Origin of the sequence: Amycolatopsis arida, assembly GCF_900115565.1 — a bacterium.
GTDB lineage: Bacteria > Actinomycetota > Actinomycetes > Mycobacteriales > Pseudonocardiaceae > Yuhushiella > Yuhushiella arida.
The window spans coordinates 191,422-213,242 of record NZ_FOWW01000007.1; the positions used below are offsets into that span (position 1 = coordinate 191,422).

Here is a 21,821-nt window from a genome sequence, read left to right on the forward strand (position 1 = left end):
GGACGGCTCGGACTCACCCAGCGCCGTTGCTCGAGGCGAGCCGCTCCTCGAGCTTGCGCAGCCGGTCCTCGTAGCGGGCGATGCCGGTCAGCCGAACCCGGATCTGCGCGTGCTGCCGCTGGATCTCCTCGATCAGCGACCGGGCCTCGGCGACCTCCGGCTCGTCCGCGGGCGGGACCACGGCCAGCCGCTCGCGCAGGGTCTCCAGCCGGTCCTCCAGCGCGGCCACGTGCGGCATCAGCCGGTCGAGTTCGTTCTGGATCCACCGGATGTCGCCGCGGACGTGCTCCAGCCCGCCCTCGACGGCGTCCAGCCGCTTGCGGTGGTCGACGGTGCAGTGCTCCTGCTCGGTGACCCGCTCCTCCAGCGGCCGCACCCGCTCGTTGATTCGGAAGTCGACCATGTTGGCGAGCCTGGTCGCGACCAGCCTGCGCACTCTGCCCAATGCCATCGAAACGTCCTTTATGTCTGCCTGGAGCTGCTGAACAACGGAGTCATCGCAGGAGCCGGGTGTTGCCGGTGCGGGTCCACGACTCCAGCATCCGGCCCTCGACGGCGATCCGGTGCTCCGGGCCGACCGGGCACGAGTCACCGGAGGCGTGCTCCCAGTGGGTCTGGTTCGGGTTGTCGATGAAGGAGAACCCGCTCAGCACCAGGTCGGCCTCCGGGAACGAGGTGCGGGCGATCCAGGCCGCCATCGTCCCGGTGGTCGACCAGCTTCCTTCGGCCATCGTCTCCAACCCCAGCGCCCGGGACAGCGGCAACGTCACCTCGCGGTTGGACACCGGCACGAACCCCAGGTCGGCCGGCCACCACGGCGGGATGTCCTCCGGCTCCCAGTGCAGCCGGCCCGGCTCGGCTAGCAGGTACAGCCGCGACCGGTAGTCGCGGAACACCCAGCGGGTGGCGCGCAGCGCCCGGTTGAACACCACGACATGGGTACGGCTGCCGACGGTCGGCGGTCCGTCCGGCTCGTCGCACACGAAACCGTTCACCCGGAACACCACGTCGCAGGAGTCGATGGTCTTCGCCCGGTACTCGTCGGGCGGCAGCGGCTGGTTGCCGACCACCGCCACAGTGCGCGGGTTGGGCCGGTCCGCGTAGGCCTCGATCAGGCGCACCATCAGGCTCGACGAGGGGGCGGCGACATCCATGACCGGACAAGCTACCAGCCCCGCCGATCACCGAACGGGTCAACGGCCGCGCCCACCACCGGGGTCCGCCGAGGCGGTGCGCGCGCGTGGGTACTCTCGTACCTCGTGCAGGCCACCAGCACCCTGAAGGCGGGTAGTGAAGACACCGTGACCGCAGCCGCGCCCGCGCCCGCGGCGCCGGGCAACCGCTCGTGGGCCAGAGCGTTCGCCGACCTCCGGAACGGGTTCCGACAGCGTGAGCTGTGGAGCCACCTGGGCTGGCAGGACATCAAGCAGCGGTACCGCCGCTCGGTACTCGGCCCGCTGTGGATCACGCTGAGCATGGGCATCACCGCGCTCGGCCTCGGGCTGCTCTACTCACAGCTGTTCGACTCGCAGATCGGCACCTTCCTGCCCTACATCACCACCGGCTTCATCGTCTGGCACTTCCTGCTGGGCAACCTGACCGAGGGCGCCGACACGTTCATCTCGAACGAGGGGCTGATCAAGCACCTGCCGGCGCCGCTGTCGGTGTACGTGCTGCGCACGGTGTGGCGGCAGACGATCATGTTCGGCCACAACCTGATCGTCTACGCCCTGATGATCGCGGTGTTCTGGGGCTCCATCAGCCGGCCCGGGTACACCATCACCCAAGGCGGCATCCCCCAGCCGGGGCTGGACTGGAGCGCGCTGCTGGCGATCCCCGGGTTCGCGCTGCTCGCGCTGAACGCCGGCTGGGTGGTGCTGCTGCTCGGGATCATCTCCACCCGGTTCCGGGACATCCCGCAGGTCATCTCCGCGCTGATCAACCTGCTGTTCTTCATGACCCCGATCGTGTGGTCCACCGACATCCTCAAGCAGCGGTTCGGCGACACCGTGGACTGGCGGGACCTGATCGCCGAGCTGAACCCGCTCTACCACTTCATCCAGATCGTCCGCGCGCCGCTGATCGGCAACGAGCAGAGCTGGCACCACTGGGTGATCGTCGGCGGCATCACCGTGGTCGGCTGGGCACTGGCGCTCGTCGTGCTGCGCAACTACCGTTCTCGCGTCTCGTATTGGGTGTGACAGATGGTCAGCATTGACGTTTCCAACGCCTACGTCGACTTCCCCATCTTCGACGCGAAGAGCCGGTCGCTGAAGAAGAAGGTGCTCGGCAAGGTCGGCGGCAAGATCGGCACCGAGAGCAGGGTGCCGATCATCGAGGCGCTGCACGACATCACCATCTCGCTGCGCGAGGGCGACCGGGTGGGCCTGGTCGGGCACAACGGCGCCGGCAAGTCCACCCTGCTCCGGCTGCTCTCCGGCATCTACGAGCCCACCCGCGGCTCGGCGCGGATCAAGGGCAGGGTCGCGCCCGTGTTCGACCTCGGCGTCGGGATGGACCCGGAGATCTCCGGCTACGAGAACATCATGATCCGCGGGCTCTACCTGGGAATGACCCGCAAGCAGATGGAGCAGCGGGTCGACGACATCGCCGAGTTCACCGAGCTCGGCGACTACCTGTCCATGCCGCTGCGCACCTACTCGACGGGCATGCGGGTCCGGCTGGCGCTGGGCGTGGTCACCTCCATCGACCCGGAGATCCTGCTGCTCGACGAGGGCATCGGCGCGGTGGACGCGGCGTTCCTGAACAAGGCCCGCGACCGGCTGGTGGACCTGGTGCACCGCTCCGGCCTGCTGGTCTTCGCCTCGCACCAGGACGACCTGCTGCTGGAGCTGTGCACCTCGGCGGTGTGGATGGACGAGGGCAGGATGAAGCTGCGCGGCTCGCTGCGCGAGGTGCTCACCGCGTACAAGGGCAAGGACCCGTTCGAGAACATCAGTGCCGAGGTGGCCGAGCGAATCGCCGCCGGGCACCCCGTGGCGGTCAAGGGCGGCGAGTGATGGGCAACCCAGCGTGCGGCCAGGAGGCATCGTGAGCGGCGAGGAGCCGGCCCCGCTGGGTCCCGGCGCGGTGGTGGGCGTGGTGGTCACCCGGCACCGGCGGGAGCTGCTCACCGACTCGCTGAAGGTGATCGCCGCGCAGACCCGGCCGGTGGACCACCTGGTGGTGGTGGACAACGGACCCGACCAGCCCGCCCGCGACGTGGTGTCGACGTACCCGTTGCCGCACACCTACCTGCCCTCGCACCGCAACCTGGGCGGCGCCGGTGGCTTCGCGCTCGGCATGCTGCACGCGCTGGCCCTCGGCGCGGAGTGGGTGTGGCTGGCCGACGACGACGGCCGGCCCGCCGACGAGACCGTGCTGGCCGTGCTGCTGGACGAGGCGGAGCGGCGGGGGCTGGCCGAGGTGTCACCGGTGGTGGTGAACATCGACGAGCCGGACAAACTGGCGTTCCCGCTGCGCCGCGGGCTGACCTGGAAGCGGTCGGCAGCGGAGCTGCGTGGTGCCTCAGGCGCCGGCGAGCTGCGTGATGCCTCAGGCGCAGGCGAGCTGCGTGATGCCTCAGGCGCCGGCGGGCTGGGCGAGGATTTCCTGCCCGGCATCGCCTCGCTGTTCAACGGAGCGCTGTTCCGCGCGACCACGCTCGAGGTGGTGGGCGTGCCGGACCTGCGGTTGTTCTTCCGCGGCGACGAGGTGGAGGTGCACCGGCGGCTGGTGCGCTCCGGGCTGCCGTTCGGCACGTCGCTGAAGGCGACGTACCTGCACCCGAACGGGTCGGACGAGTTCAAGCCCATGCTCGGTGGCCGGTTCCACGCGCAGGACCCGGAGAACGAGGTCAAGCGCTACTACACCTACCGCAACCGCGGGTACCTGCTCGCGCAGCCGGGGATGCGCCGGATCGGCGCGCTCGAGGTGCTGCGGTTCGGGCTGTACTTCATCGGCGTCAAGCGGGACCCGAAAGCGTTCGCGCAGTGGCTGCGCCTGGTGCGGCTGGGCCGCCGGGAACGCTTCTTCCGGTACTGAGCCCCTCGCCGCGCCCCGAGCCACCCCGGAGCTCACTGTCCGCGCGTCGCTCACCTCCCGCGGCGAGCGCCATGTAGACGCCGGTGTGTCCCCGCTGCGCGCTAGTGGGCGCGCGGTAGGGGAGCGTTGATCAAGCACAGTGGCGTGCGGCGTCTCCGTTCGGGTGGGGGGGAGACGGGTGGGCGCGATCAAGGTGGTCTTCAGGGCACCGCCCGCGCGGCGAGGCGAGGCCGCGCGGGCGGGGACGGCGCGGGGCCGCGGGCGCTACTCGCCGATGACCGGCGGGGCGGTGCGCTGGTCGGTGCCGAACAGCTCGTCCGGATCACCCTCGACCAGGTAGGTCGGCCGCTGGTGCTCCTTGTCCTCACCGCCCTGGCCGCGGCCGCCGCCGGCGCCCATCGCACCCATGCCGCCGCCCATGCCACGCCCGGCCGCGCCCGCGCGACCCGCGGCGGCCTCCGCGGCGCCCACCCCACCGGGCCGGGCCGCACCCGAGGCGGCACCGCTGCCCGGGGCGCCGCCGGCGGCACCGCTGCCACCGGGGCCGAAGCCACCACCGCCACGACCGATCTTGCTGCTGTAGTCCGAGCCACCGCCGAGGCCGCCCATCCCGCCCATGCCGACCGGCACCGGACCCATGCCGCCCATGGTGCTGGGCGGGGCGCCGCCGCTACCGCGCGGCATGCTCGTGGCGGGCGGCTGGTAGCCCGAGGGGCGGGTCCGGGCCGGCGGGACCGCGCCCGAGCCGGTCGAAGGGCCGCGGCCCAGCGGCGCGGGCATCGGGGTGAACCCGCCACCACCACCCGGGGTGCCGCCTCCGCCACCGGCCGCGCCACCGCCGGGAATCGCCGACGGCGGGGCGGAGGAGCCGGGGGTGCCGCCGGCGAAGCCGGAGGCGCCGGTGTTGCCGGTGCCCGTCCCGTATCCCGCGGGTGGCGTCACCGCGCCGCCCCCACCCTCACCGAACTTCGGCGGCTCGGCGAACACCGGCTGCTTCGACGCCGCCGCGTACAGGTCGTTGTCGTACTGGGTCATCACCGAGGCGGCCTCGGCGTGCGCCTGCTGGCTCGCCCGGTAGGTCTCGATCGACTGGTTGACGTTGTCGATCACGTCCAAGGGGTTGCTGGCCCACTTCCTCATCTCGGTGTCCCAGCTGAACGGGATCTCCTCGGGCATCCGGTTCTTCGCCGAGGTGGCCGCCTCCGACTGCTGGTACATGGTCTCCGACGCCAGCTTCGCGTTCGTCGAGTTGGCGTCGGCCCACGTCTGCAGGCTGGTGAAGTAGCCGCGCGCGTCCTCGGCCGCGGGGCCCTCCCACTCGCTCTCGGACTTCGCGATGGCGGCCTTGAGCTGGGTGGCGAAGTCGTTGAACGCCTTGTGCAGCTCGTGGTACGCCTCGGAGACCTCGACCACCTGGCCGGGCTCCAGGTTCTGGGTGACGTACTGGGTGAGCTGGGCGTGCTCGTGGCCCTGGTAGTCGGCGTCCGAGGGTCGGAGCCCCTCGACGTACTGGACGTCGCCGGAGGACAGGGTCCGCACGTTGCGCTCGCTCTGCTCCTGCGCCTGCCGCTCCCCCTCGGCCTGCGCCTGCATCCGCTGGAACCAGCCGAACAGGCCGCCGTCGTCGACGCCCGCCGCGGCCCGGTCGCGGAAGTACTGCTCACGGTCGGCCGGCGAGAGCTCGGCGATCTCCCGGTCGCTCAGCTCCCGTGGCGCGGTCGGGTTCTCGGTGGTCATGTCGATCCCCTCAGCTCTCCGGAAGTTTCGGCTCGACGATGCCGGCGACCTTGTCGGCGATCTCGCAGGAACGCTCCCCCGCGTTGACGGACACGTCCGCACGCGCGTTCTCACCCAGTGACAGCGCGATGATGCACGCGCCGAGCGTGCTGGTCTGGGCCGCCGGGCGCTCGTTGATGTCGCCGGTTTGGACACCGTCACCGAGGTCGTTGACCTCGTCGACGCCCTGCGCGTCTCGAATGTCCACGCCGACCCCGAGCCCGGCATAGGGGCCGCGATCGGCGATCCAATCGCACCCGCGGGCACCGCCTTGGTTGACGGGGCGCCCGGCGGAGAAGGTGCCGAACTCCGCGAGCTCCGCCGGGTCGAGCAGCCCGCACGGATCCAACCCCGCTGCGCTGGTGTCGCCTCCTGCCGAGGGTGACGAGGCGCTCGTCGGGCTGCCGGTCGTGGGGTTTTGCTCGGTGGGCCGTGCGGTGCCTCCCTCACCACCGCACGCGGTGAGCACGAGCAGTGCTACGGCGAGGGGCGTGACCGTCGTTGCAATAGTGCGCATGCCGTCAGACCTGGAAGTTCCGGATGGAGGACTGGGCGCTCTCCTCGTTCTCCCGGTAGATGCCGGCCGCGCGTTGCAACGCCTCGGTCGCCTGAACCAACACCTGGCGGAACTGTTCCAGAACCACGATCGCGGAACCGGCTTCCGAAGTAGCCGCCTTCTGGTCGTGCTCGGCGACGGTCTGGCCGTACTCGTGGCTCCCCAACTTCGGTGTCTGGCTCAGGCGGGATGTTCCCCGCATCAGGGCCGTGAGCTCGTGCTGCATCGTGGAGATGGAGTCGAGGAGCGGCTTGACGGCCTCTTCGGAGATGCGGAAGCCGCCGGACTTGGCGGCGGAGATCAACTTCTGGGTCTCCGCCTTGGTGGCCTCGACGGCCTTGGCGCTGATCGAGCCGCTGGACCCGAACATGCTGCCGATGGCCGCACCCATCGCGGAGCCCTGCCCCGGGTCCGGTTGGAAGTTCGCCACGTCGCCCCACCTCGTCGCCGGTCTCGCCTGCGCGCTGATTCTACTGGGTGACCACGGTGCGCCACCGGCACTTCGCCGGATCAGGTCCCACCCCGGCTCCCTGAAGTGTGACGCGCCCCGCCCAGTGTCGGTTCCGGGCCCTACAGGTAACCCTCGAGCTGCTCGTAGAGCTGCTGGGCGATCCGCGCGTTGTCGGCCGGCGCGTAGGTGATCCACTGCTGCCCGTCGCTGGCCTCGCGCATCGTGCTCAGGTACCGGCCGTCCTCGGTGTCGAACCACGCGATCGGGCCGAGCGGACCCTCCCTGCCGTCCGGGCCCTTGACGAACACGGTGAACTGGCCGATCCGCAGCTTCGGCTTCTCGAACAGGCGCTCGACCATCCGCAGCTGGCCACCCGAGTGCGACCGGGGCGCCGCGACCCCGGCGAACGGGTCGTAGCCGCCCTCGTCCGCGGCGTGCCGCGGCCGACGGGCGCGGGCCGGCCGGGCCACGGTCACCGACTGGCCACCCGCGGCCGGGGTGAGCGGCAGCAGGTCCACCACGGCCGGGACGATCCCCGTCGGCCGGGTCTCCTCGAACACCAGCAGGTTGTCGTCCTGCCGGACGAGCAGCCCGTACTGGCCGGTCGAGCCGGCCCTGGCGAACAGCCGCCTGCCCTTGTCCAGTTGCGCGGCGGCGGTGATGGCCACCGGGGAGTCCACGAAGGTGCGCAGGGCCAGCTCGACATCCGGGTCGACCTGGCCGCGGCTCAGCAGCCCGCGCCCGTCGAGGTCGCGGAACACCGCGTCCCGCACCTGCGCCCGCTGGCTGCGCGTGGTGCCGATGTGCGGCACCTCGAACGGGAACGGCGCCCGGCCGAGCGAGACGTGCTCGAGCAGTATGTCCACCGCCGCCAGCGACAGCGAGAACGAGTACGACATCCGGCGCTCCCCCTGGAATCCGATCGCTGGGCAGCACGTTAGCCCACCGCCGGCCGCCACCGCAGGTGGATGCCGCATCCGGGCGACACCCGCTCAGCCCTGGGCGAACCGCCTTGTCCCACCACCGGCGCGACTGCTCTGCTGGAAATCATGGCCGATGACAAGCCCACCGAGAAGCCAGCCGGCACCGACAGCACCCGGCTGGAGAAGCCCGCGCTCGTCGTGCACCTCGCCGGCGGCGGGGAGCCGCTGCTGTTCGCGCTGCCACCCGGCGACGCCGAGGAGCTGTACGGCAAGGTCGCCTCGCTACTGACCGACCAGGCGATGGCCACCCTGCGGACCCGGGACGGCCAGGCGTTCTCCGTCAACTTCGCGCACGTGGCCGTGGCCTACGTCGACGACCAGCAACGCAAGGGCAGCGTGTTCGGCATCCACTGAGCCACCGGGGGCCGGAGACGCGGCAGGGCCGGGCGGCGCGACGCACCACCCGGCCCCGATGTCGCCTGATGTCACAGGCCGTAGAGGCGGGTCCAGTTCTCCCGGCTGCTCAGCTCGGGCAGCGCGCGCCGGTACCGCTCGCGCACCGCCGGGCCCTCCCTGCGCAGCCGCTGCAGGACCTTCGCGCCCTGCCTGGCCAGGTCGAACATCCGCTGCCGGTCGTAGCGGCGCACCCGCACCCCCTCCTGGGAGGCGTCGGTGACGACGGCCGTCTCGAACAGCGACACGTGCCACCAGTGCGCCTCGTCCGAGGGGATCGCGCCGAGGCCGAACCGGTGCCGGCCGAACAGCCGGTCGAGGACGCGCTTGAGCAGGACCACCCGCTGCAGGCTGGGCCGCGGCGCGGTGTTGATGATGCCGATGTCGCTGGACGCGATGCCGGGGACGTCGGTGGCCGGGTGCCGCTTGGTCTCCGGGTACTGGTCCCGAAGCCGCCGGATCTCCTGCATCGCCGCGACCCCGCCGTCGCGCAGGATCTCCGGCCCCTCCAGGAAGTCCTCCACCGCCTTGATCAGCGTCGCGGACAGCCCGTACTGCATGCCCAGCAGGTAGCGGACGAGCTGCGCGACCAGCACTCGGGTGAGCAGGTTGACGTTGAACGGGCTGTGCAGCGCCGCCGTGATGATCGAGTTACGCAGGTTGAAGTAGCGGTGCCACTCGTCCCAGTCCTTCCAGTGGAAGTCGGCGTGCCACACCCCGGCGCCGGGGAGGGTCACCGTGGGGAAGCCGTGCGCCCTGGCCCGGTAGCTGTACTCGGCGTCGTCCCACTGGAAGAAGTACGGCAGCGGGTAGCCGACCTCCTTGACCACCTCGTACGGGATCAGACAGGACCACCAGCCGTTGTACCCGGCGTCCAGCCGGCGCTCCTGCCGGTTCGGCTTGCCGGTCTCCTCGTCCACGCCGAGCAGGTCGGCGGTGGACAGGCTGTGCTCCACCGGCTGGCCGGGCTCCAGCGTGTTCAGCCGGGCGTACTCGGCACCGACGTGCAGCTGGTTCGGGTGCAGCAGGTTGAGCATCTGGCCGCCGACGATGAGCGGGTTGGCCGCGCGGTTGGAGAACGCGGTCAGCCGGATCACCAGGTCCGGCTCCAGCAGCACGTCGTCGTCCATGAACAGCACGTTCGCGTGCTCGGTCTCGGTGCTGCCGGCCACCTCGTACAGGCCGCGGGTGAAGCCGCCGGCGCCGCCGAGGTTCGGCTGCCGGATGTAGTGCAGCTTCTCGCCGAGCTGCGCGGCGACCTCGGCGAAGCCCTCGCGGGACTCGACCGTGTCGGTGCCCTGGTCGGCGACGTAGATCGCGTCCAGCGTCTCCAGCGAGGACAGGTCGCCCGCCAGCGCGCGGAGGTTGCCGAGGCAGTCGTCGGCCCGGTTCATCGTGCAGATGGTCACCGCGGTGGGCCGGATTCGCTCCGGCGGCTCGACCGTCCAGCGCACGTTCTCCACGGTGAGCTGCTCGGCCTCGGTGGACAGGTCCAGCCACAGCGCACCGCCGTCGAGGAACTTGTCGAGCTTCGCGTCCAGCGTCACGGTCGCGCCCCGCACGCCCTGCACGGACTGCGCGGCGACGATCCGCGACTCGCCCTCGGCGTCGGAGGCGCCGACGGTGAGCAGCCCGGACCCGGTGACGGTCGCCTCGACCCGAACCTGCCCCGCGGTGGTCCACCGCTGCCAGTAACTGGCCGGGAAGCGGCCGAAGTAGGTGTTGCCGGACACCGTGGCGGCCGGCTCGAGGGTGACCCCGCTGCGCCGGCGCAGCGCGACGCCCGTGACGACCTGCGCGTAGAGATCCTTGCTCACCAGGTCGGACGGCCCGGCGTACAGGCCGCGCTGCGCCAGCAGCCGGCCCTGCGGCGCCCGTTCGGTGAGGGCCACGTGCTCGGCGGCATCCGGTGCCGTGCCGTTGTCGGCCGGTTTCGACGCGGTGGCCGGTGCTGCTTTCCCGGGCATGTGACCTCAGTCCTCCATAGGGCTGTGAACGGGCTGACAAAGTGCGGGGTGAAGAGGTGAGCTTCTCACGGTCGCGGCTCGCGGAAGACGACCCACTTCAGCATGACGAAGTTGATGGTGGTCGCGGTTGCCTGCGAGACGGCCCACGCGATGGTGGTCTCCCACCCCGAGGAAGACGCGGCGGACAGCAGGGCCAGCATCGCGCGGTTCACCCCGACCGCGACGAAGAACGTGACGGTGTAGAGCAGTGCGAAGCCGCCGACCTGCCCGGCGCCTCCGCGCTGGCCCGCGGCGAAGGTGAACCTGCGGTTCAGGAAGAACGCGGTGGTGGTGCCGATCACGAAGCTGATCGCGCGGGCGACGTCGACCCACGGCACCCCGGACATGCCCAGCGCGAGCAGGGCGGAGTAGCTGCCGAAGTCCAGCAGCGCGCAGAAGCCGCCGATCAGCCCGAACCGCACCAGTTGGCCGAGCAGGCCAGGAGAGCCGGGGCGGGCGGCCGCCGGGCCGGCCTGCGGGTCGGTGGTCACCACTGCTCAACCTCGTCGGTTCGGGTCCGGTGGACGGGGAAAGTGTAGAAGCGGTCACCGGGAGGCCACGGACTGGGACTGGCTACCCTGGGCCCGTGACCTTCCACGTGGAGCGGCGAACCCTGTCCGGCTGGGGCCGGACCGCGCCGACGGTGGCCGAGGTGCTCCGCACCCCCGACGTCGAGGTGATCGCCCGCGCGGTGGCCGAGGCCGGTCCGCGCGGTGTCATCGCCCGCGGCCTGGGCCGCTCCTACGGCGACCCGGCGCAGAACGCCGGCGGGCTCGTGGTGGACATGACCGCGCTGGACACCATCCACTCGATCGACCCGGAGAGCCGGCTGGTCGACGTGGACGCCGGGGTCAGCCTCGACCAGCTCATGCGGGCCGCGCTGCCGCACGGCCTGTGGGTGCCGGTGCTGCCCGGCACGCGCCAGGTGACCATCGGTGGCGCGATCGCCAACGACATCCACGGCAAGAACCACCACAGCGCCGGCAGCTTCGGCAACCACGTGGTGTCGATGGACCTGCTCACCGCGGACGGCCGGATCCGCACGCTCGCCCCGGAGGGGCCCGACACCGAGCTGTTCTGGGCCACCGTCGGCGGGATCGGGCTGACCGGGATCATCCTGCGGGCGACCGTGCGGATGAAGCCGACCGAGACCGCCTACTTCGTCGTCGACGCCGACCGCACCGGCAGCCTCGACGAGACGCTCGCACTGTTCACCGACGGCTCGGACCTCGCCTACGACTACTCGATGGCGGTGCCGGACCTGATCTCCGCCGACGACCGGATGGGCCGGGCGACCTTCTCCCGCGGCTCACTGGCGAGGCTGGACCAGCTGCCGGAGAAGCTGCGCCGCGACCCACTGAAGTTCGACGCGCCCCAGCTGCTGACCCTGCCGGACGTGTTCCCCAACGGCCTCGGCAACAAGCTCACCTTCGGACTCATCACCAACCTGTGGCAGCACACCGTGCCGGTCCGGGGGGTCCGCGGCAAGATCCAGAACCTGACGCAGTTCTACCACCCGCTGGACATGCTCGGTGAGTGGAACCGCGGGTACGGCTCGAAGGGCTTCCTGCAGTACCAGTTCTCCGTGCCGTTCGGCGCGGAGGACGCCCTCCGGCGCATCTGCCACAGGATCGCCACCTCCGGGCACCACTCTTTCCTCAACGTCGTCAAGCGGATGGGCGAGGCCAACCCGGCGCCGCTGTCCTGGCCGTCGCCCGGCTGGATGCTCAGCGTGGACTTCCCGGTGAAGGACGGGCTCGGCCGGTTCTGCGACGAGCTGGACGAGGACGTGCTGGCCGCCGGTGGCCGGCTGTACACCGCGAAGGACTCGCGGACCACCCCGGAGCGCTTCGCCCGGATGTACCCGCGGCTGGACGAGTGGCGCAAGATCCGCCACTCCGTCGACCCGGACGGCGTGTTCACCTCTGACATGGCCAGGAGGCTGGAACTGTGATCGACGCGACCGGCAACCCGCAGTCGCTGCTGCTGCTCGGCGGCACCTCGGACATCGCGCTGGCCATCGCCGAGCGCTACCTCGCCGCCCGCCCGCTGCGGGTGGTGCTCGCCGCCCGGCCGCCGGCGCGCCGGGACGCGGTCGTGGAACGCCTGCGCGGCAAGGGTGCGCAGGTGTCCACACTGGACTTCGACGCGGCCGACACCGCCAGCCACCCCGGCGTGGTGGAGAAGGCGTTCGCCGACGGCGACATCGACGTGACGGTGGTCGCCTTCGGGCTGCTCGGCGACGCCGAGCGGGCGTGGCAGGACCACGCCACGGCAGTGGAGCTGGCCACGGTGAACTACACCGCGGCGGTGTCGGTGGGCGTGGCGCTGGCCGACCGGCTGAAGCGGCAGGGGCACGGCGCGGTGGTCGCGCTGTCCTCGGTGGCCGGGGAGCGGGTGCGCCGGTCGAACTTCGTGTACGGCTCGACCAAGGCCGGCTTCGACGGCTTCTATCTCGGGTTGGGTGAGGCGCTGCGGCCGTACGGCGTGCGGGTCTCTGTGGTGCGGCCCGGTTTCGTGCGGTCGAAGATGACCGAGGGCATGGCCGAGGCGCCGCTGGCGCAGACGCCCGAGCAGGTCGCCGAGGTCGCGGTGGGCGCGGTGGCGAAGGGCAAGGAGCTGGTGTGGGCGCCCGCGGCGTTCCGGCCGGTGATGAGCGTGCTCCGGCACATCCCGAGGCCGATCTTCCGCAAGCTGCCGATCTAGCCGCGCTCCCGGCGGAAGGCGCGCCGGCCCCGCGACTTCTCCCCCTCCGGGCGGGCGGTTAAGTTTTCGTCGGAAGACGCGTCGGGAGGCGAGGCAGGGGGACGACATGCCGGAGCGGGACGAGCAGCCGGTCGGGCACGCCGGGAACGCCGACGGCTCGGTGCGGGTCACGGCGGCGGCGTCCGGCGCGGTGCTCGGGCTGGAGCTGTCCCCGCTGGCCATGCGCCGCACACACACCGAGCTGCAGGCGGAGATCCTCGCCACGATCCGGCGGGCCACCGAGCACGCGGCGGCGGGGCGCGACGAGGACGCCGAGGTGGCGAGTGGGTCGCCCCCGGCACTGCCGGCACCACCCGCGCCGCCGGCGCGGACCCGCCGGACGCCACCACCCCGCCCGACCCCGACCCGCAACCGGTACCGGCACACCGGCGGCGGCGCACACGGCTGACCGGGGTTCGGCCCCGGTGCACAAGGATTGGATCGATCGAGGGGTGCCCTGATCGAGCACGGAGGCGCTGAGCCGTGCCGAACGCCCACGGATGTCCACCCCGGCCAGCACTCAGCAGTCGCCGCACTCCCACCCACAGCAGGACCGCGTCCTCCGCGACAATCACTGCGCGTAACCGGCGGTAGGTATCCCCCACCCGCACCAAGGGGGCCGGCCCCGCTTCCAGTTTACCGGTGCTCGGGGTCGGGGAAGGGCTCCGCGAAAAATGGGGACAACTTCGGGGTCCGGCTGCTCCTGTCGTGCGGTCCGGGTGGTCCGACCGCTCCTCTGGTGCGGTCACGTGGCCCGGCTACTCCTCATCACCAATCCCCCTGAACCCGCCGTCACGGCCCCGGTGAGGGAAGAGCGGCCCCCCTACGGGCTCGCCCCGAGTGCGAGCACACCCCAGCGAGCTCGAACGCGAGCGGCCAACACGACGACGCGAACCACGAACACGACGACGGAGGCGGCGAACACGATGGCGTCGGCGGCGAACACGGGGGTGGGGGTGCTGTCGGTGATCAGTCCCCAGTGGCCGTGCAGCGCGAGGTTGCGGGCGTAGGACCGGGTGATGTAGGCGGGTGATGTAGGCGTCGTCGACGAGGTGCGCCCGCACCACGAGGAACACCATCGCGGCCACGATCCCCGCCGCCACCGGCCACCTCGCCCGCCGGCGATGGAGTGCGCCGTGCCGGGCTGCGGGTTGCCGACCGGGTGAGCTCCGGAGCAACCATCCCACACCACCTCAGGACCAGGACGTGACATTCCTGTTACCACCCCGGCGGCCGGCCAGGTCAGCGCGGACCAGAAGCGGACCAGAATCAGGCCAGCAGCAGACCAGCAGGTCAGAAGTAGAACGAGAGGAAGAGGGTGACCACCCACACCGCGCCGAGCACCTGCAGCACCCGGTCACGCAGCGCGATCTCCTCCGGCTCGCCGGCGTTGCCCTCGTCGACGTCCACCGCGTAGCGCAGCACCGCCACCACGAACGGCACGATCGACACCACGGTCCACACCGCCTCGGCCGCCCGCTGCTGCTGCTCGAACGCCCACAGGCAGTACGACATGATCAGGATCGCCGCGGAGGTGGCCCACACGAACCGCAGGTAGCTCGCCGAGTACTTCTTCAGCGACGACCGGATCTTCGCCCCGGTCCGCTCGTACAGCATGATCTCCGCGTACCGCTTCCCGGCGACCATGAACAGCGAGCCGAACGCGGTGACCAGCAGGAACCACTGGGACAGCGCGATGCCGGCCGCCACACCGCCGGCGATCAGCCGCATCAGGAAGCCCGAGCCCACGATCGCCAGGTCGACCACCGGCTGGTGCTTGAGCCCGAAGCAGTACCCGAGCTGCACCGCCTCGTACACGCCCAGCACGATCAGCAGCCGTGGGTCGGCCACCAGCCCGACGGCCATGCCGCCGAGGAAGAACACCACGGCCGCGGCGTAGGCCACCGGCACCGGCACGATCCCCGCCGCGATCGGCCGGTGCCGCTTGGTCGGGTGGGCCCGGTCGGCCTCGACGTCGACGGCGTCGTTGACCAGGTAGATCGAGGAGGCGACCAGCGAGAAGGCCACGAACGCCACGGCCGCGTCCAGCAGCACCGCGGCGTTGGTGATCTGCCCCGCGGTGAACGGCGCCGCCAGCACGAGGACGTTCTTCACCCACTGCCGGGGCCGTGCGGTGCGCACGACCCCCAGCGCCGTGCCCACCGGGCCGCGGCGTGCGGGCGTGGCCAACTCCACCCGCTCGGTCGTCTCACTCATGGTCAGGTCTTCAGCTTCCTTCGGACGAGGCCACCCACCAGGCCGCCCAGCGCGGCGCCGGCCAGCACGTCGGTCGGGTAGTGCACCCCGAGGACCATCCTGGACGCCAGCATCGGCGGCACGAGCACCGGCACGAGAGCGCGACCGGTCAAGCTCGAGTACAGCACGGCCGCCGCGGTGGTCGACGTCGCGTGCGCGGACGGGAAGCTCAGCCGGCTGGGCGTGCCGACCAGCACCTCCACCGCCGGGTGCTCCGGCCGGGTCCGGCGGACCACCCGCTTCACCGCGATCGACGCGACGTGCGCGCCGAACGTGCCGGCGGCCGCGGTCAGCCAGTCGACACGGCGCCGCCGGTCGACGGTCGCGCCGACCAGGCCGAGCGCGACCCAGCCGCCGCTGTGCTCGCCGAAGTGCGACAGCGCGCGGGCCGCGCGCACCACCGGGCGCCGGTTGAGCGCACGCTGCACCCCGGCGAGCACGGCGAGCTCACCCGAGGGCCGGCTCTTCTCAAGCATCGAGCGACCCGTCCAGCGGAGCGCCATCGGCGAGGTGCGGCGCGATCTTGTTGTCGAACGTCGACAGCGCGGAACCGATGGCCATGTGCATGTCCAGGTACTTGTAGGTGCCGAGCCGGCCGCCGAACAGGACGTTGCGCTCCCGCGCCTCGACCTTCGCCAGCTCCCGGTACCGCTCGAGCATCTCGCGGTCCTCGGCGGTGTTGATCGGGTAGTACGGCTCGTCGTCGTCCTTGGCGAAGCGCGAGTACTCGCGGACCACCACCGTCTTGTCCTTCGGGTAGTCGCGCTCGGGGTGGAAGTGCCGGAACTCGTGGATCCGGGTGAACGGGACGTCCTCGTCGGCGTAGTTCATCACCGAGGTGCCCTGGAAGTCGCCGGTCGGCACGACCTCCTGCTCGAAGTCGAGCGTACGCCAGCCGAGCCGGCCGGCCGAGTAGTCGAAATACCGGTCCAGCGGTCCGGTGTACACCGTCGGGGTGCCGACCGGGATGGCGTCCCGCACGTCGAAGTAGTCGACGTCGCAGCGCACCTCGATGTTCGGGTGGTCGGCCATCCGGTTCAGCCACGCGGTGTAGCCGTCCACCGGAAGGCCCTCGTAGGTGTCGTTGAAGTAGCGGTTGTTGAAGTTGTAGCGCACCGGGAGCCGGGTGATGATCGACGGCGACAGCTCCTTGGGGTCGGTCTGCCACTGCTTCGCCGTGTAACCGCGGACGAACGCCTCGTACAGGGGGCGACCGATCAGCGAGATCGCCTTCTCCTCGAGGTTCTGCGCGTTCTTCGTGTCGATCTCGCTCGCCTGCTCGGCGACCAGCGCGCGGGCCTCGTCGGGGGTGTGCGACCGGCCGAAGAACTGGTTGATCAGCGCCAGGTTCATCGGGAAGGTGTAGACCTGTCCCTGATACATCGTGAACACGCGGTGCTGGTAGTCGCTGAAGTCGGTGAACTGGTTGACGTAGTCCCACACCCGCTTGTTCGACGTGTGGAACAGATGTGCCCCGTAGCGGTGCACCTCGATGCCGGTCTCCGGCTCGGGCTCGGAGTAGGCGTTGCCACCGAGGTGGCTCCGCCGCTCCAGCACCAGGACCCGCTTGTCGAGCTGGCTGGCCGCCCGCTCCGCGACGGTCAAACCGAAGAAGCCGGAGCCGACTACGATCAGGTCGAAGCCGGCGAATTCGCCTTCAGTAATCTTGGGGGGGTTCGTGTGCGCGCTCACGGACGCCCAGCGTACCGACGCGCGTTTTACGGATCGCACCGCCCGCTGGTTTCGGCAGCAGGACCGCTGGGACGGGGCGCGACGAACGGCCCGAGGAACACCGAGGAATCCTAGGAAGCAGTGCCCACACCGGATGCCGTCTGGACCTATCTGAGCACGATCGGGGTTTACCTGGTCGTGCTCGCGGTGCCGGGCGTCCTGCTCGGGCTCGCGGCCGGGCTGCGTGGCTGGGCGCTGGCCGGGCTGGCACCGCTGTTCACCTACCTGTCCATGGGGTTGGCCGGGCCCTGGCTCGGCCTGGTCGGGATTTCGTTCACCGTGGTCAGCGCGGCGGTGTGGGCGCTGGCGATGGCCGCGGCGGTGGCCGGGCTGCGCCGGCTCGCCACCCGCGGCCAGGCGGCCGGCACGTCGCCCGAACAGGTGCCCTGGCGGGGCAGGGCGCACGTGGCGGTGGCGGCGTGCGTCGCGCTGGCGAGCGTGATCTCGGCGGTCGCCGTGCTGACCGCGGCCGGGGGGCCGAGCGCGGTGTTCCAGCGTTGGGACACCGTGTACCACGCCAACGGCGTGCGATACATCGCCGAGACCGGCGACGGCTCGCTGACCGGGATGAGCTCGCTCAACTGGTACCCGGACGGGTCGTACTACCCCAACGCCTACCACCTGGTCAGCACGCTGGTGTACGAGTTGTCCGGCGCGACGATCCCCGCCGTGCTGAACGGCGTCACCGTGCCGATCGCCGGCCTGTTCGCGCTGTCGCTGGTCACGCTGGTCCGCGAGTTCGGCGGGCGCGCGGTGTTCGCCGGTGCCACCGCCATCGTCGCCGGCGCGGCCACCACCGGCGCCTACGAGTCGGTGTCCAGCGGCCTGCTGACGTTCGCGTTGGGTGTGGTGCTGACCCCGCTCGGGGTGGTCGCCGTCCGGCGTTTCGTGGTGGCGCCCGGGGTGGAGTCGGGGATCGTGCTGGCCCTCACCACCGCTGGGCTACTGCTGGCGCACACCAGCGCGCTGTTCGGCGCGGCCCTGCTCGCCCTCCCGATGCTGGTGCAGCGCTGGTGGCGGCGGGAGGGCCGGCCGCTGCGCGACCTGGCGCTGCTGCTGCCGCCGGGGCTCGGCGCCGGGTTGCTGGCCGCGCCGCACCTGATCGGCGTGATCCGGTTCTCCGCCGGCGGGTTCCCCTACCTGCCGTGGGGTGCCGACCTGCCGGTGCCGACCGCGCTCAAGCAGCTGGTGACCTTCCAGCAGGTGCTCGACGAGCCGCAGCTGTGGTTGACGGTGCTGCTGGCGGCCGGTGTGCTGACCCTCGGCGCGTTGGGGCCGTTCCGCTGGCTCGGGCTGTCCGCGGTGCTGCTGTCCGGCATGTTCGTGCTGGTGGCCTGCTACGGCGCGGTGCCGTGGGTGATCGCGCTGTCCCGGCCGTGGTGGAACGACCGGTACCGGCTGATGGCGCTGGCCGCGATCCCGCTGTGCCTGCTCGCCGGGCACGGCCTCGCCGAGCTGCAGCGCTGGCTTGCCAGGCTGGTCGGTCGGCTGTCCTGGACCTCGGGGATCCGGGTGACGCCCGCCAGGGTCGGCGCGACCAGCGCGGTGCTGATCGTCTCCGCGCTCGCCGTGGTCACCAACGGCTTCTACACGACGGCCAACGCCACGGCCGTGGCGTACGCGTACCACAACTGGCCGGAGTCCTGGGGGCGGCAGATTCCGGTGACCGAGGCCGAGGTGGCCGCGATGCGGCGGATGGGCGAACTGGCCGAGCCGGGCGAGATGGTGCTCAACGACCGCAACGACGGCACGGCGTGGCTGTACGCGATCGCCGGGGTGCGGCCGGTCGCGGCGCACTACGACCCGAGCGTGCCGCCGCCGGACGCGGTGCTGCTGGCCAACCACTTCCGGGAGTACGCGACGAACCCCGAGGTGCGGGCCGCGGTGGAGCGGTTGAACGTCCGGCACGTGCTGCTCGGCAGCGGCTCGATCCGCCCGGACGTGCCCCGTTCCCCCGGCCTGCGCGACCTCGACGGCCTTCCGTTCCTGGAGCAGGCGTACCGCAACCGCGACGCCGTGATCTACACCCTGGTCAGCTGACCCCGAGCGCTGGCCTCACCCGGGAAGACCGCTGCCAGGTGCACGAGTCTCGCTTACCGAAAGTGTCCCGACCGGTGCTGGTGCGAGCTCCCGGTGACCACGCTGGGTCGGCAGGAGCTCGCACCGTGGGTCGTGCAGGGCTCGGCCCTGCAACCAGCCCAGCACCGTGGGTCGTGCAGGGCTCGGCCCTGCGCGACCCTGTCCCCACCCCCGGGGTGCCTGGTGCCGGCCCGGTCGCATCCCCCCGGTGCCACCGGGCCGGCTCCCCCTTGCGTTCCCCCGTGCCCGGACTGACGCTCTGGGTGGGTGATCCGTTTCCGTTCGTGCGGTTTCTCACCCTGGCGAGTGATCCCGAAGGGTGGGGAGAACGGTGTCCACCACCTGTTCCAGCACCGACTCGTGCCCCTGGTACGGGCCGGTGCTCCGTGGCCAGTGGGTGACCACGTCGGTGAACCCGAGCTCAGCGGCCCGGCCCGCGGCCTCGGCGAACACGTCGACACTGGTCAGCGAGTAGACCGGCGCGGCGTCCAGGCTGAGGTAGCGGTGCACCCGCGTCCGGTCCCGGCCGACCCGGTCGAGCGTCTCGTCGAACCGGACGGCCCGCTCGGCCACGCCCCGCCACCACTCGTCCACGTCGTCGGTTCGCGGACCGGTGGTGACCCAGCCGGAGCCGAATCGGGCCGCCAGCCGCATGGTGCGTGGCCCGTTCGCGGCGATCACGAACGGCATCCGGGGCCGCTGCACCGGTCCCGGCAGGTTCCGCGCCCCCACGGCGGAGAAGTAGGTGCCCCGATGGTCGTAGCCGTCGGTGGTGAGCAGGCCGTCGAGCGCCTCGACGAACTCGACGAACCGGTCGGCCCGCTCCCGCGCGCTCAGCTCCGGGTACCCGAGCACCTTCGCGTCGAACGCCGCCGACCCGGCGCCGAGCCCGACCAGCAGCCGGCCGTCGGCGAGGTCGTCGAGGGTGATCAGCTCCCGCATGAACGGGACGGGGTGCCGGAAGCTCGGCGAGGCCACCAACGGGCCGAGCCGGATCCGGGAGGTCACCATCGCGGCGGCGGTCAGCGTGGCCATGGCCTCGAACCACGGCCCGTCGACGAGGGAGCGCCAGCCGAGGTGGTCGTAGGTCCAGGCGTGGTCGAAGCCGTACTCCTCGGCCGCGCGCCACTTGGGCTCGGCGGCCCACCAACGGTCTTCCGGAAGTATCACGATGCCTACTCGCACGTGATCAACGTAGTGGTGCGTGGTAGTGAGCACGGACACCCGGGGGCACGGGCGGTGAGTACGGGAGGATGGGGTTGTGGACAAACCCGCGTTGATCGCCTCGGACGTCGACGGCACCCTGCTCGACCCCGCCGAGCGGCTGAGCCCGCGCACGGCGGCGGTCGTGCACGAGGTCGCCGCCGACGGCGTGCCGTTCGTGCTGGTCACCGGGCGGCCACCGCGGTGGATCCCGCCGGTGGCCGGGCCGGCCCGGCTGACCGGCTACGCGGTGTGCGCCAACGGCGCGGTGCTCTACGACATCGGCCGCGACCGGGTGGTCGCCACCCGTGGCTTGGCGCCGATGCTGCTGCACGACATCGCCGGCGCGCTGGACGAGGCGCTGCCGGGGTGCCGGCTCGCGGCCGAGCGGATCGGCACCAGCGCCACCAACGGGGACGTGCGCAACTTCGTGATCGAGCCCGCCTACCACAACCCGTGGGGCGACGGCGAGGGCGCGACCGCGCCGCGCGCCGAGGTGCTCGGCCACCCGGCGGTGAAGCTGCTGGTCAGCTGCCGGGGCATGACCTCCGACGAGATGGCCGAGGCCGCCGGTGCCGTGCTGGACGGCGCGGTGCAGATCACCTTCTCCACCGGCGGCGGGCTGATCGAGATCTCCGCGCGGGACGTCACCAAGGCCAGCGGCCTCGCCGAGGTCGCCGACCGCCTCGACGTGCCGGCCGAGCGGATCATCGCGTTCGGCGACATGCCCAACGACGTGACCATGCTGCGCTGGGCCGGGCACGGCGTCGCGATGGCCAACGCGCACCCGGAGGCGCTGGCGGCGGCCGACGAGGTGACCGCCACGAACTCCGAGGACGGCGTGGCCCAGGTGCTCGAGCGCTGGTTCTAGGCGGCCTCGCCGGGCGTGGGGGCGGTGCCGCCGAGGTGGGCCGGCAGCCACCAGCGCTCGGCGTCGGTGGCCGGCGACTCCGGGTACTCGGCCTGGACCTTGTCCAGCAGCGCCGACATCCGCGCGCGCAGCTCGGTGGTGAGCGCGTCCGGGTCGTCGGCGGCGGCCGGCCGCAGCGGCGCGCCGGCGAGGATCGAGATCGGCAGGTGCCGCTGGGTGAGCCGGCGCGGGCGCCCCTTCGTCCACAGCCGCTGGGTGCCCCACACGGCCATCGGCACCACGGGGACGTTCGCCTCGGCGGCCATCCGCACGGCGCCGGACTTGAGGGCCTTGACGGTGAAGGAGCGGCTGATCGTCGCCTCGGGGAACACGCCCACCACCTCGCCGGCCCGCAGTCTGGCCACCGCCTCGGCGTAGGAGGTCTTGCCGGCGCCGCGGTCCACCGGGATGTGCCGCATGCCGCGCATCAGCGGCCCGGCGATCCGGTTGGCGAAGATCTCCTGCTTGGCCATGAACCGGACCAGGCGGCCGGCCGGTTGGGCGCCGAGGCCGCAGAAGACGAAGTCCAGGTAGCTGACGTGGTTGCAGGCGATCACCGCGCCGCCGGTGGCCGGGATGTGCTCCGCGCCGTCGACCCGCAGCCGCAGGTCGAGCACCCGGAACATCGCCTTCGCCGCGAGCACGACCGGCGGGTACACAAGCTCCATCGAGCCCAGGCTACGCGACA

General features: G+C 71.6%; 22 protein-coding genes. 9 read left to right on the forward strand and 13 right to left on the reverse strand.

The genetic code is table 11. From position 1 onward, the window contains the following. Positions 1-13 precede the first annotated feature (13 nt). The gene (locus tag BM051_RS20305; RefSeq protein WP_092532690.1) at positions 14-451 is read right to left on the reverse strand and encodes a hypothetical protein; all 438 of its coding nucleotides are present in this window, start codon (positions 449-451) and stop codon (positions 14-16) included. Positions 452-494: 43 nt separating this feature from the next. Further along, positions 495-1,124: a hypothetical protein gene (locus tag BM051_RS20310; RefSeq protein ID WP_092532693.1), complete on the reverse strand. Its 630-nt coding sequence runs from the start codon at positions 1,122-1,124 to the stop codon at positions 495-497. Positions 1,125-1,301: 177 nt separating this feature from the next. Between BM051_RS20310 and wzm the strand changes: the two genes are divergently transcribed. Genes wzm through glfT1 form a run of 3 tightly spaced genes read left to right on the forward strand, consistent with a single transcriptional unit; the run spans position 1,302 to position 4,044 of the window. Beyond that, a complete protein-coding gene (gene wzm, locus BM051_RS20315) occupies positions 1,302-2,201 on the forward strand; it encodes a galactan export ABC transporter permease subunit Wzm/RfbD (RefSeq protein ID WP_243859666.1) in 900 nt (299 codons plus the stop codon). 3 nt (positions 2,202-2,204) lie between these two features. Beyond that, positions 2,205-3,020, forward strand: coding sequence for a galactan export ABC transporter ATP-binding subunit Wzt/RfbE (gene wzt, locus BM051_RS20320; protein WP_092532699.1), 816 nt, complete (start codon positions 2,205-2,207; stop codon positions 3,018-3,020). Positions 3,021-3,051: 31 nt separating this feature from the next. Further along, positions 3,052-4,044 carry a galactofuranosyltransferase GlfT1 gene (gene glfT1 / locus BM051_RS20325; protein ID WP_092532701.1) on the forward strand — a complete coding sequence of 331 codons (993 nt, stop codon included), beginning with the start codon at positions 3,052-3,054 and terminating at the stop codon, positions 4,042-4,044. 264 nt (positions 4,045-4,308) lie between these two features. Here glfT1 and BM051_RS20330 read toward each other — a convergent pair whose 3' ends face one another. The 4 genes from BM051_RS20330 to BM051_RS20345 form a co-directional block, all read right to left on the reverse strand. Next, positions 4,309-5,781 (reverse strand): hypothetical protein, encoded by a 1,473-nt coding sequence (locus BM051_RS20330; protein WP_092532704.1) that lies wholly within the window; start codon positions 5,779-5,781, stop codon positions 4,309-4,311. A gap of 10 nt (positions 5,782-5,791) precedes the next feature. Then, positions 5,792-6,289 carry a DUF3558 domain-containing protein gene (locus tag BM051_RS20335; protein ID WP_218151700.1) on the reverse strand — a complete coding sequence of 166 codons (498 nt, stop codon included), beginning with the start codon at positions 6,287-6,289 and terminating at the stop codon, positions 5,792-5,794. A gap of 52 nt (positions 6,290-6,341) precedes the next feature. Beyond that, positions 6,342-6,767, reverse strand: coding sequence for a hypothetical protein (locus BM051_RS20340; protein WP_092533038.1), 426 nt, complete (start codon positions 6,765-6,767; stop codon positions 6,342-6,344). 179 nt (positions 6,768-6,946) lie between these two features. Then, positions 6,947-7,726 carry an ESX secretion-associated protein EspG gene (locus tag BM051_RS20345; protein ID WP_092532710.1) on the reverse strand — a complete coding sequence of 260 codons (780 nt, stop codon included), beginning with the start codon at positions 7,724-7,726 and terminating at the stop codon, positions 6,947-6,949. Between the two features lie 150 nt (positions 7,727-7,876). On the opposite strand from BM051_RS20345, the gene BM051_RS20350 reads away from it, so the two are divergent. Then, positions 7,877-8,164, forward strand: coding sequence for a hypothetical protein (locus BM051_RS20350; RefSeq protein ID WP_092532713.1), 288 nt, complete (start codon positions 7,877-7,879; stop codon positions 8,162-8,164). Between the two features lie 71 nt (positions 8,165-8,235). Here BM051_RS20350 and BM051_RS20355 read toward each other — a convergent pair whose 3' ends face one another. After that, on the reverse strand, positions 8,236-10,170 hold the full coding sequence (locus BM051_RS20355) for a glycosyltransferase (protein WP_092532716.1): 1,935 nt from the start codon (positions 10,168-10,170) through the stop codon (positions 8,236-8,238). 65 nt (positions 10,171-10,235) lie between these two features. Then, entirely contained in the window at positions 10,236-10,703 is a 468-nt protein-coding gene (locus tag BM051_RS20360; RefSeq protein ID WP_092532719.1) for a GtrA family protein, read from the reverse strand. A 92-nt stretch (positions 10,704-10,795) separates the two neighbouring features. Between BM051_RS20360 and dprE1 the strand changes: the two genes are divergently transcribed. The 3 genes from dprE1 to BM051_RS29160 all read left to right on the forward strand — a co-directional run bounded on the left by dprE1 (position 10,796) and on the right by BM051_RS29160 (position 13,363). Beyond that, positions 10,796-12,163 carry a decaprenylphosphoryl-beta-D-ribose oxidase gene (gene dprE1 / locus BM051_RS20365; protein ID WP_177216974.1) on the forward strand — a complete coding sequence of 456 codons (1,368 nt, stop codon included), beginning with the start codon at positions 10,796-10,798 and terminating at the stop codon, positions 12,161-12,163. After that, on the forward strand, positions 12,160-12,915 hold the full coding sequence (gene dprE2, locus BM051_RS20370; RefSeq protein ID WP_092532722.1) for a decaprenylphospho-beta-D-erythro-pentofuranosid-2-ulose 2-reductase: 756 nt from the start codon (positions 12,160-12,162) through the stop codon (positions 12,913-12,915). Before dprE1 ends, dprE2 begins: the two co-directional genes overlap by 4 nt. Positions 12,916-13,021: 106 nt before the next feature. Continuing rightward, on the forward strand, positions 13,022-13,363 hold the full coding sequence (locus tag BM051_RS29160; RefSeq protein WP_092532725.1) for a YbaB/EbfC family nucleoid-associated protein: 342 nt from the start codon (positions 13,022-13,024) through the stop codon (positions 13,361-13,363). A gap of 884 nt (positions 13,364-14,247) precedes the next feature. Here BM051_RS29160 and BM051_RS20380 read toward each other — a convergent pair. The 3 genes from BM051_RS20380 to glf are packed head-to-tail and all read right to left on the reverse strand — an operon-like array spanning position 14,248 to position 16,902. Then, on the reverse strand, positions 14,248-15,171 hold the full coding sequence (locus BM051_RS20380) for a decaprenyl-phosphate phosphoribosyltransferase (RefSeq protein WP_092532728.1): 924 nt from the start codon (positions 15,169-15,171) through the stop codon (positions 14,248-14,250). Between the two features lie 2 nt (positions 15,172-15,173). Continuing rightward, complete coding sequence (locus BM051_RS20385) at positions 15,174-15,686, reverse strand: phosphatase PAP2 family protein (RefSeq protein WP_092532731.1); 513 nt, start codon at positions 15,684-15,686, stop codon at positions 15,174-15,176. Continuing rightward, positions 15,679-16,902, reverse strand: coding sequence for a UDP-galactopyranose mutase (gene glf / locus BM051_RS20390; RefSeq protein ID WP_092532735.1), 1,224 nt, complete (start codon positions 16,900-16,902; stop codon positions 15,679-15,681). The genes BM051_RS20385 and glf overlap by 8 nt, the downstream gene beginning before the upstream one ends. 120 nt (positions 16,903-17,022) lie before the next feature. Between glf and BM051_RS20395 the strand changes: the two genes are divergently transcribed. After that, positions 17,023-18,981 (forward strand): DUF6541 family protein, encoded by a 1,959-nt coding sequence (locus BM051_RS20395; RefSeq protein ID WP_092532738.1) that lies wholly within the window; start codon positions 17,023-17,025, stop codon positions 18,979-18,981. A 333-nt stretch (positions 18,982-19,314) separates the two neighbouring features. Here BM051_RS20395 and BM051_RS20400 read toward each other — a convergent pair whose 3' ends face one another. Continuing rightward, positions 19,315-20,205 (reverse strand): LLM class flavin-dependent oxidoreductase, encoded by an 891-nt coding sequence (locus BM051_RS20400; protein ID WP_092532741.1) that lies wholly within the window; start codon positions 20,203-20,205, stop codon positions 19,315-19,317. Positions 20,206-20,281: 76 nt separating this feature from the next. On the opposite strand from BM051_RS20400, the gene BM051_RS20405 reads away from it, so the two are divergent. Continuing rightward, on the forward strand, positions 20,282-21,094 hold the full coding sequence (locus tag BM051_RS20405) for an HAD family hydrolase (RefSeq protein ID WP_166677775.1): 813 nt from the start codon (positions 20,282-20,284) through the stop codon (positions 21,092-21,094). On the opposite strand, the gene BM051_RS20410 is transcribed toward BM051_RS20405, so the two are convergent. Then, a complete protein-coding gene (locus BM051_RS20410) occupies positions 21,091-21,801 on the reverse strand; it encodes a lysophospholipid acyltransferase family protein (RefSeq protein ID WP_092532744.1) in 711 nt (236 codons plus the stop codon). The two genes, BM051_RS20405 and BM051_RS20410, sit on opposite strands and share 4 nt — an antisense overlap. Positions 21,802-21,821: the final 20 nt, after the last annotated feature.

What these genes read in the sequence shown, in the direction of transcription:
- BM051_RS20350 (WP_092532713.1), top strand. Translation starts at nt 7,877, where the DNA reads ATGGCCGATGACAAGCCCACCGAGAAGCCAGCCGGCACCGACAGCACC.
- BM051_RS20340 (WP_092533038.1), bottom strand. Translation starts at nt 6,767, where the DNA reads ATGGGTGCGGCCATCGGCAGCATGTTCGGGTCCAGCGGCTCGATCAGC.
- BM051_RS20330 (WP_092532704.1), bottom strand. Translation starts at nt 5,781, where the DNA reads ATGACCACCGAGAACCCGACCGCGCCACGGGAGCTGAGCGACCGGGAG.
- BM051_RS20380 (WP_092532728.1), bottom strand. Translation starts at nt 15,171, where the DNA reads ATGAGTGAGACGACCGAGCGGGTGGAGTTGGCCACGCCCGCACGCCGC.
- BM051_RS20410 (WP_092532744.1), bottom strand. Translation starts at nt 21,801, where the DNA reads ATGGAGCTTGTGTACCCGCCGGTCGTGCTCGCGGCGAAGGCGATGTTC.
- BM051_RS29160 (WP_092532725.1), top strand. Translation starts at nt 13,022, where the DNA reads ATGCCGGAGCGGGACGAGCAGCCGGTCGGGCACGCCGGGAACGCCGAC.
- wzt (WP_092532699.1), top strand. Translation starts at nt 2,205, where the DNA reads ATGGTCAGCATTGACGTTTCCAACGCCTACGTCGACTTCCCCATCTTC.
- BM051_RS20345 (WP_092532710.1), bottom strand. Translation starts at nt 7,726, where the DNA reads ATGTCGTACTCGTTCTCGCTGTCGCTGGCGGCGGTGGACATACTGCTC.
- BM051_RS20355 (WP_092532716.1), bottom strand. Translation starts at nt 10,170, where the DNA reads ATGCCCGGGAAAGCAGCACCGGCCACCGCGTCGAAACCGGCCGACAAC.
- BM051_RS20310 (WP_092532693.1), bottom strand. Translation starts at nt 1,124, where the DNA reads ATGGTGCGCCTGATCGAGGCCTACGCGGACCGGCCCAACCCGCGCACT.
- BM051_RS20385 (WP_092532731.1), bottom strand. Translation starts at nt 15,686, where the DNA reads ATGCTTGAGAAGAGCCGGCCCTCGGGTGAGCTCGCCGTGCTCGCCGGG.
- BM051_RS20305 (WP_092532690.1), bottom strand. Translation starts at nt 451, where the DNA reads ATGGCATTGGGCAGAGTGCGCAGGCTGGTCGCGACCAGGCTCGCCAAC.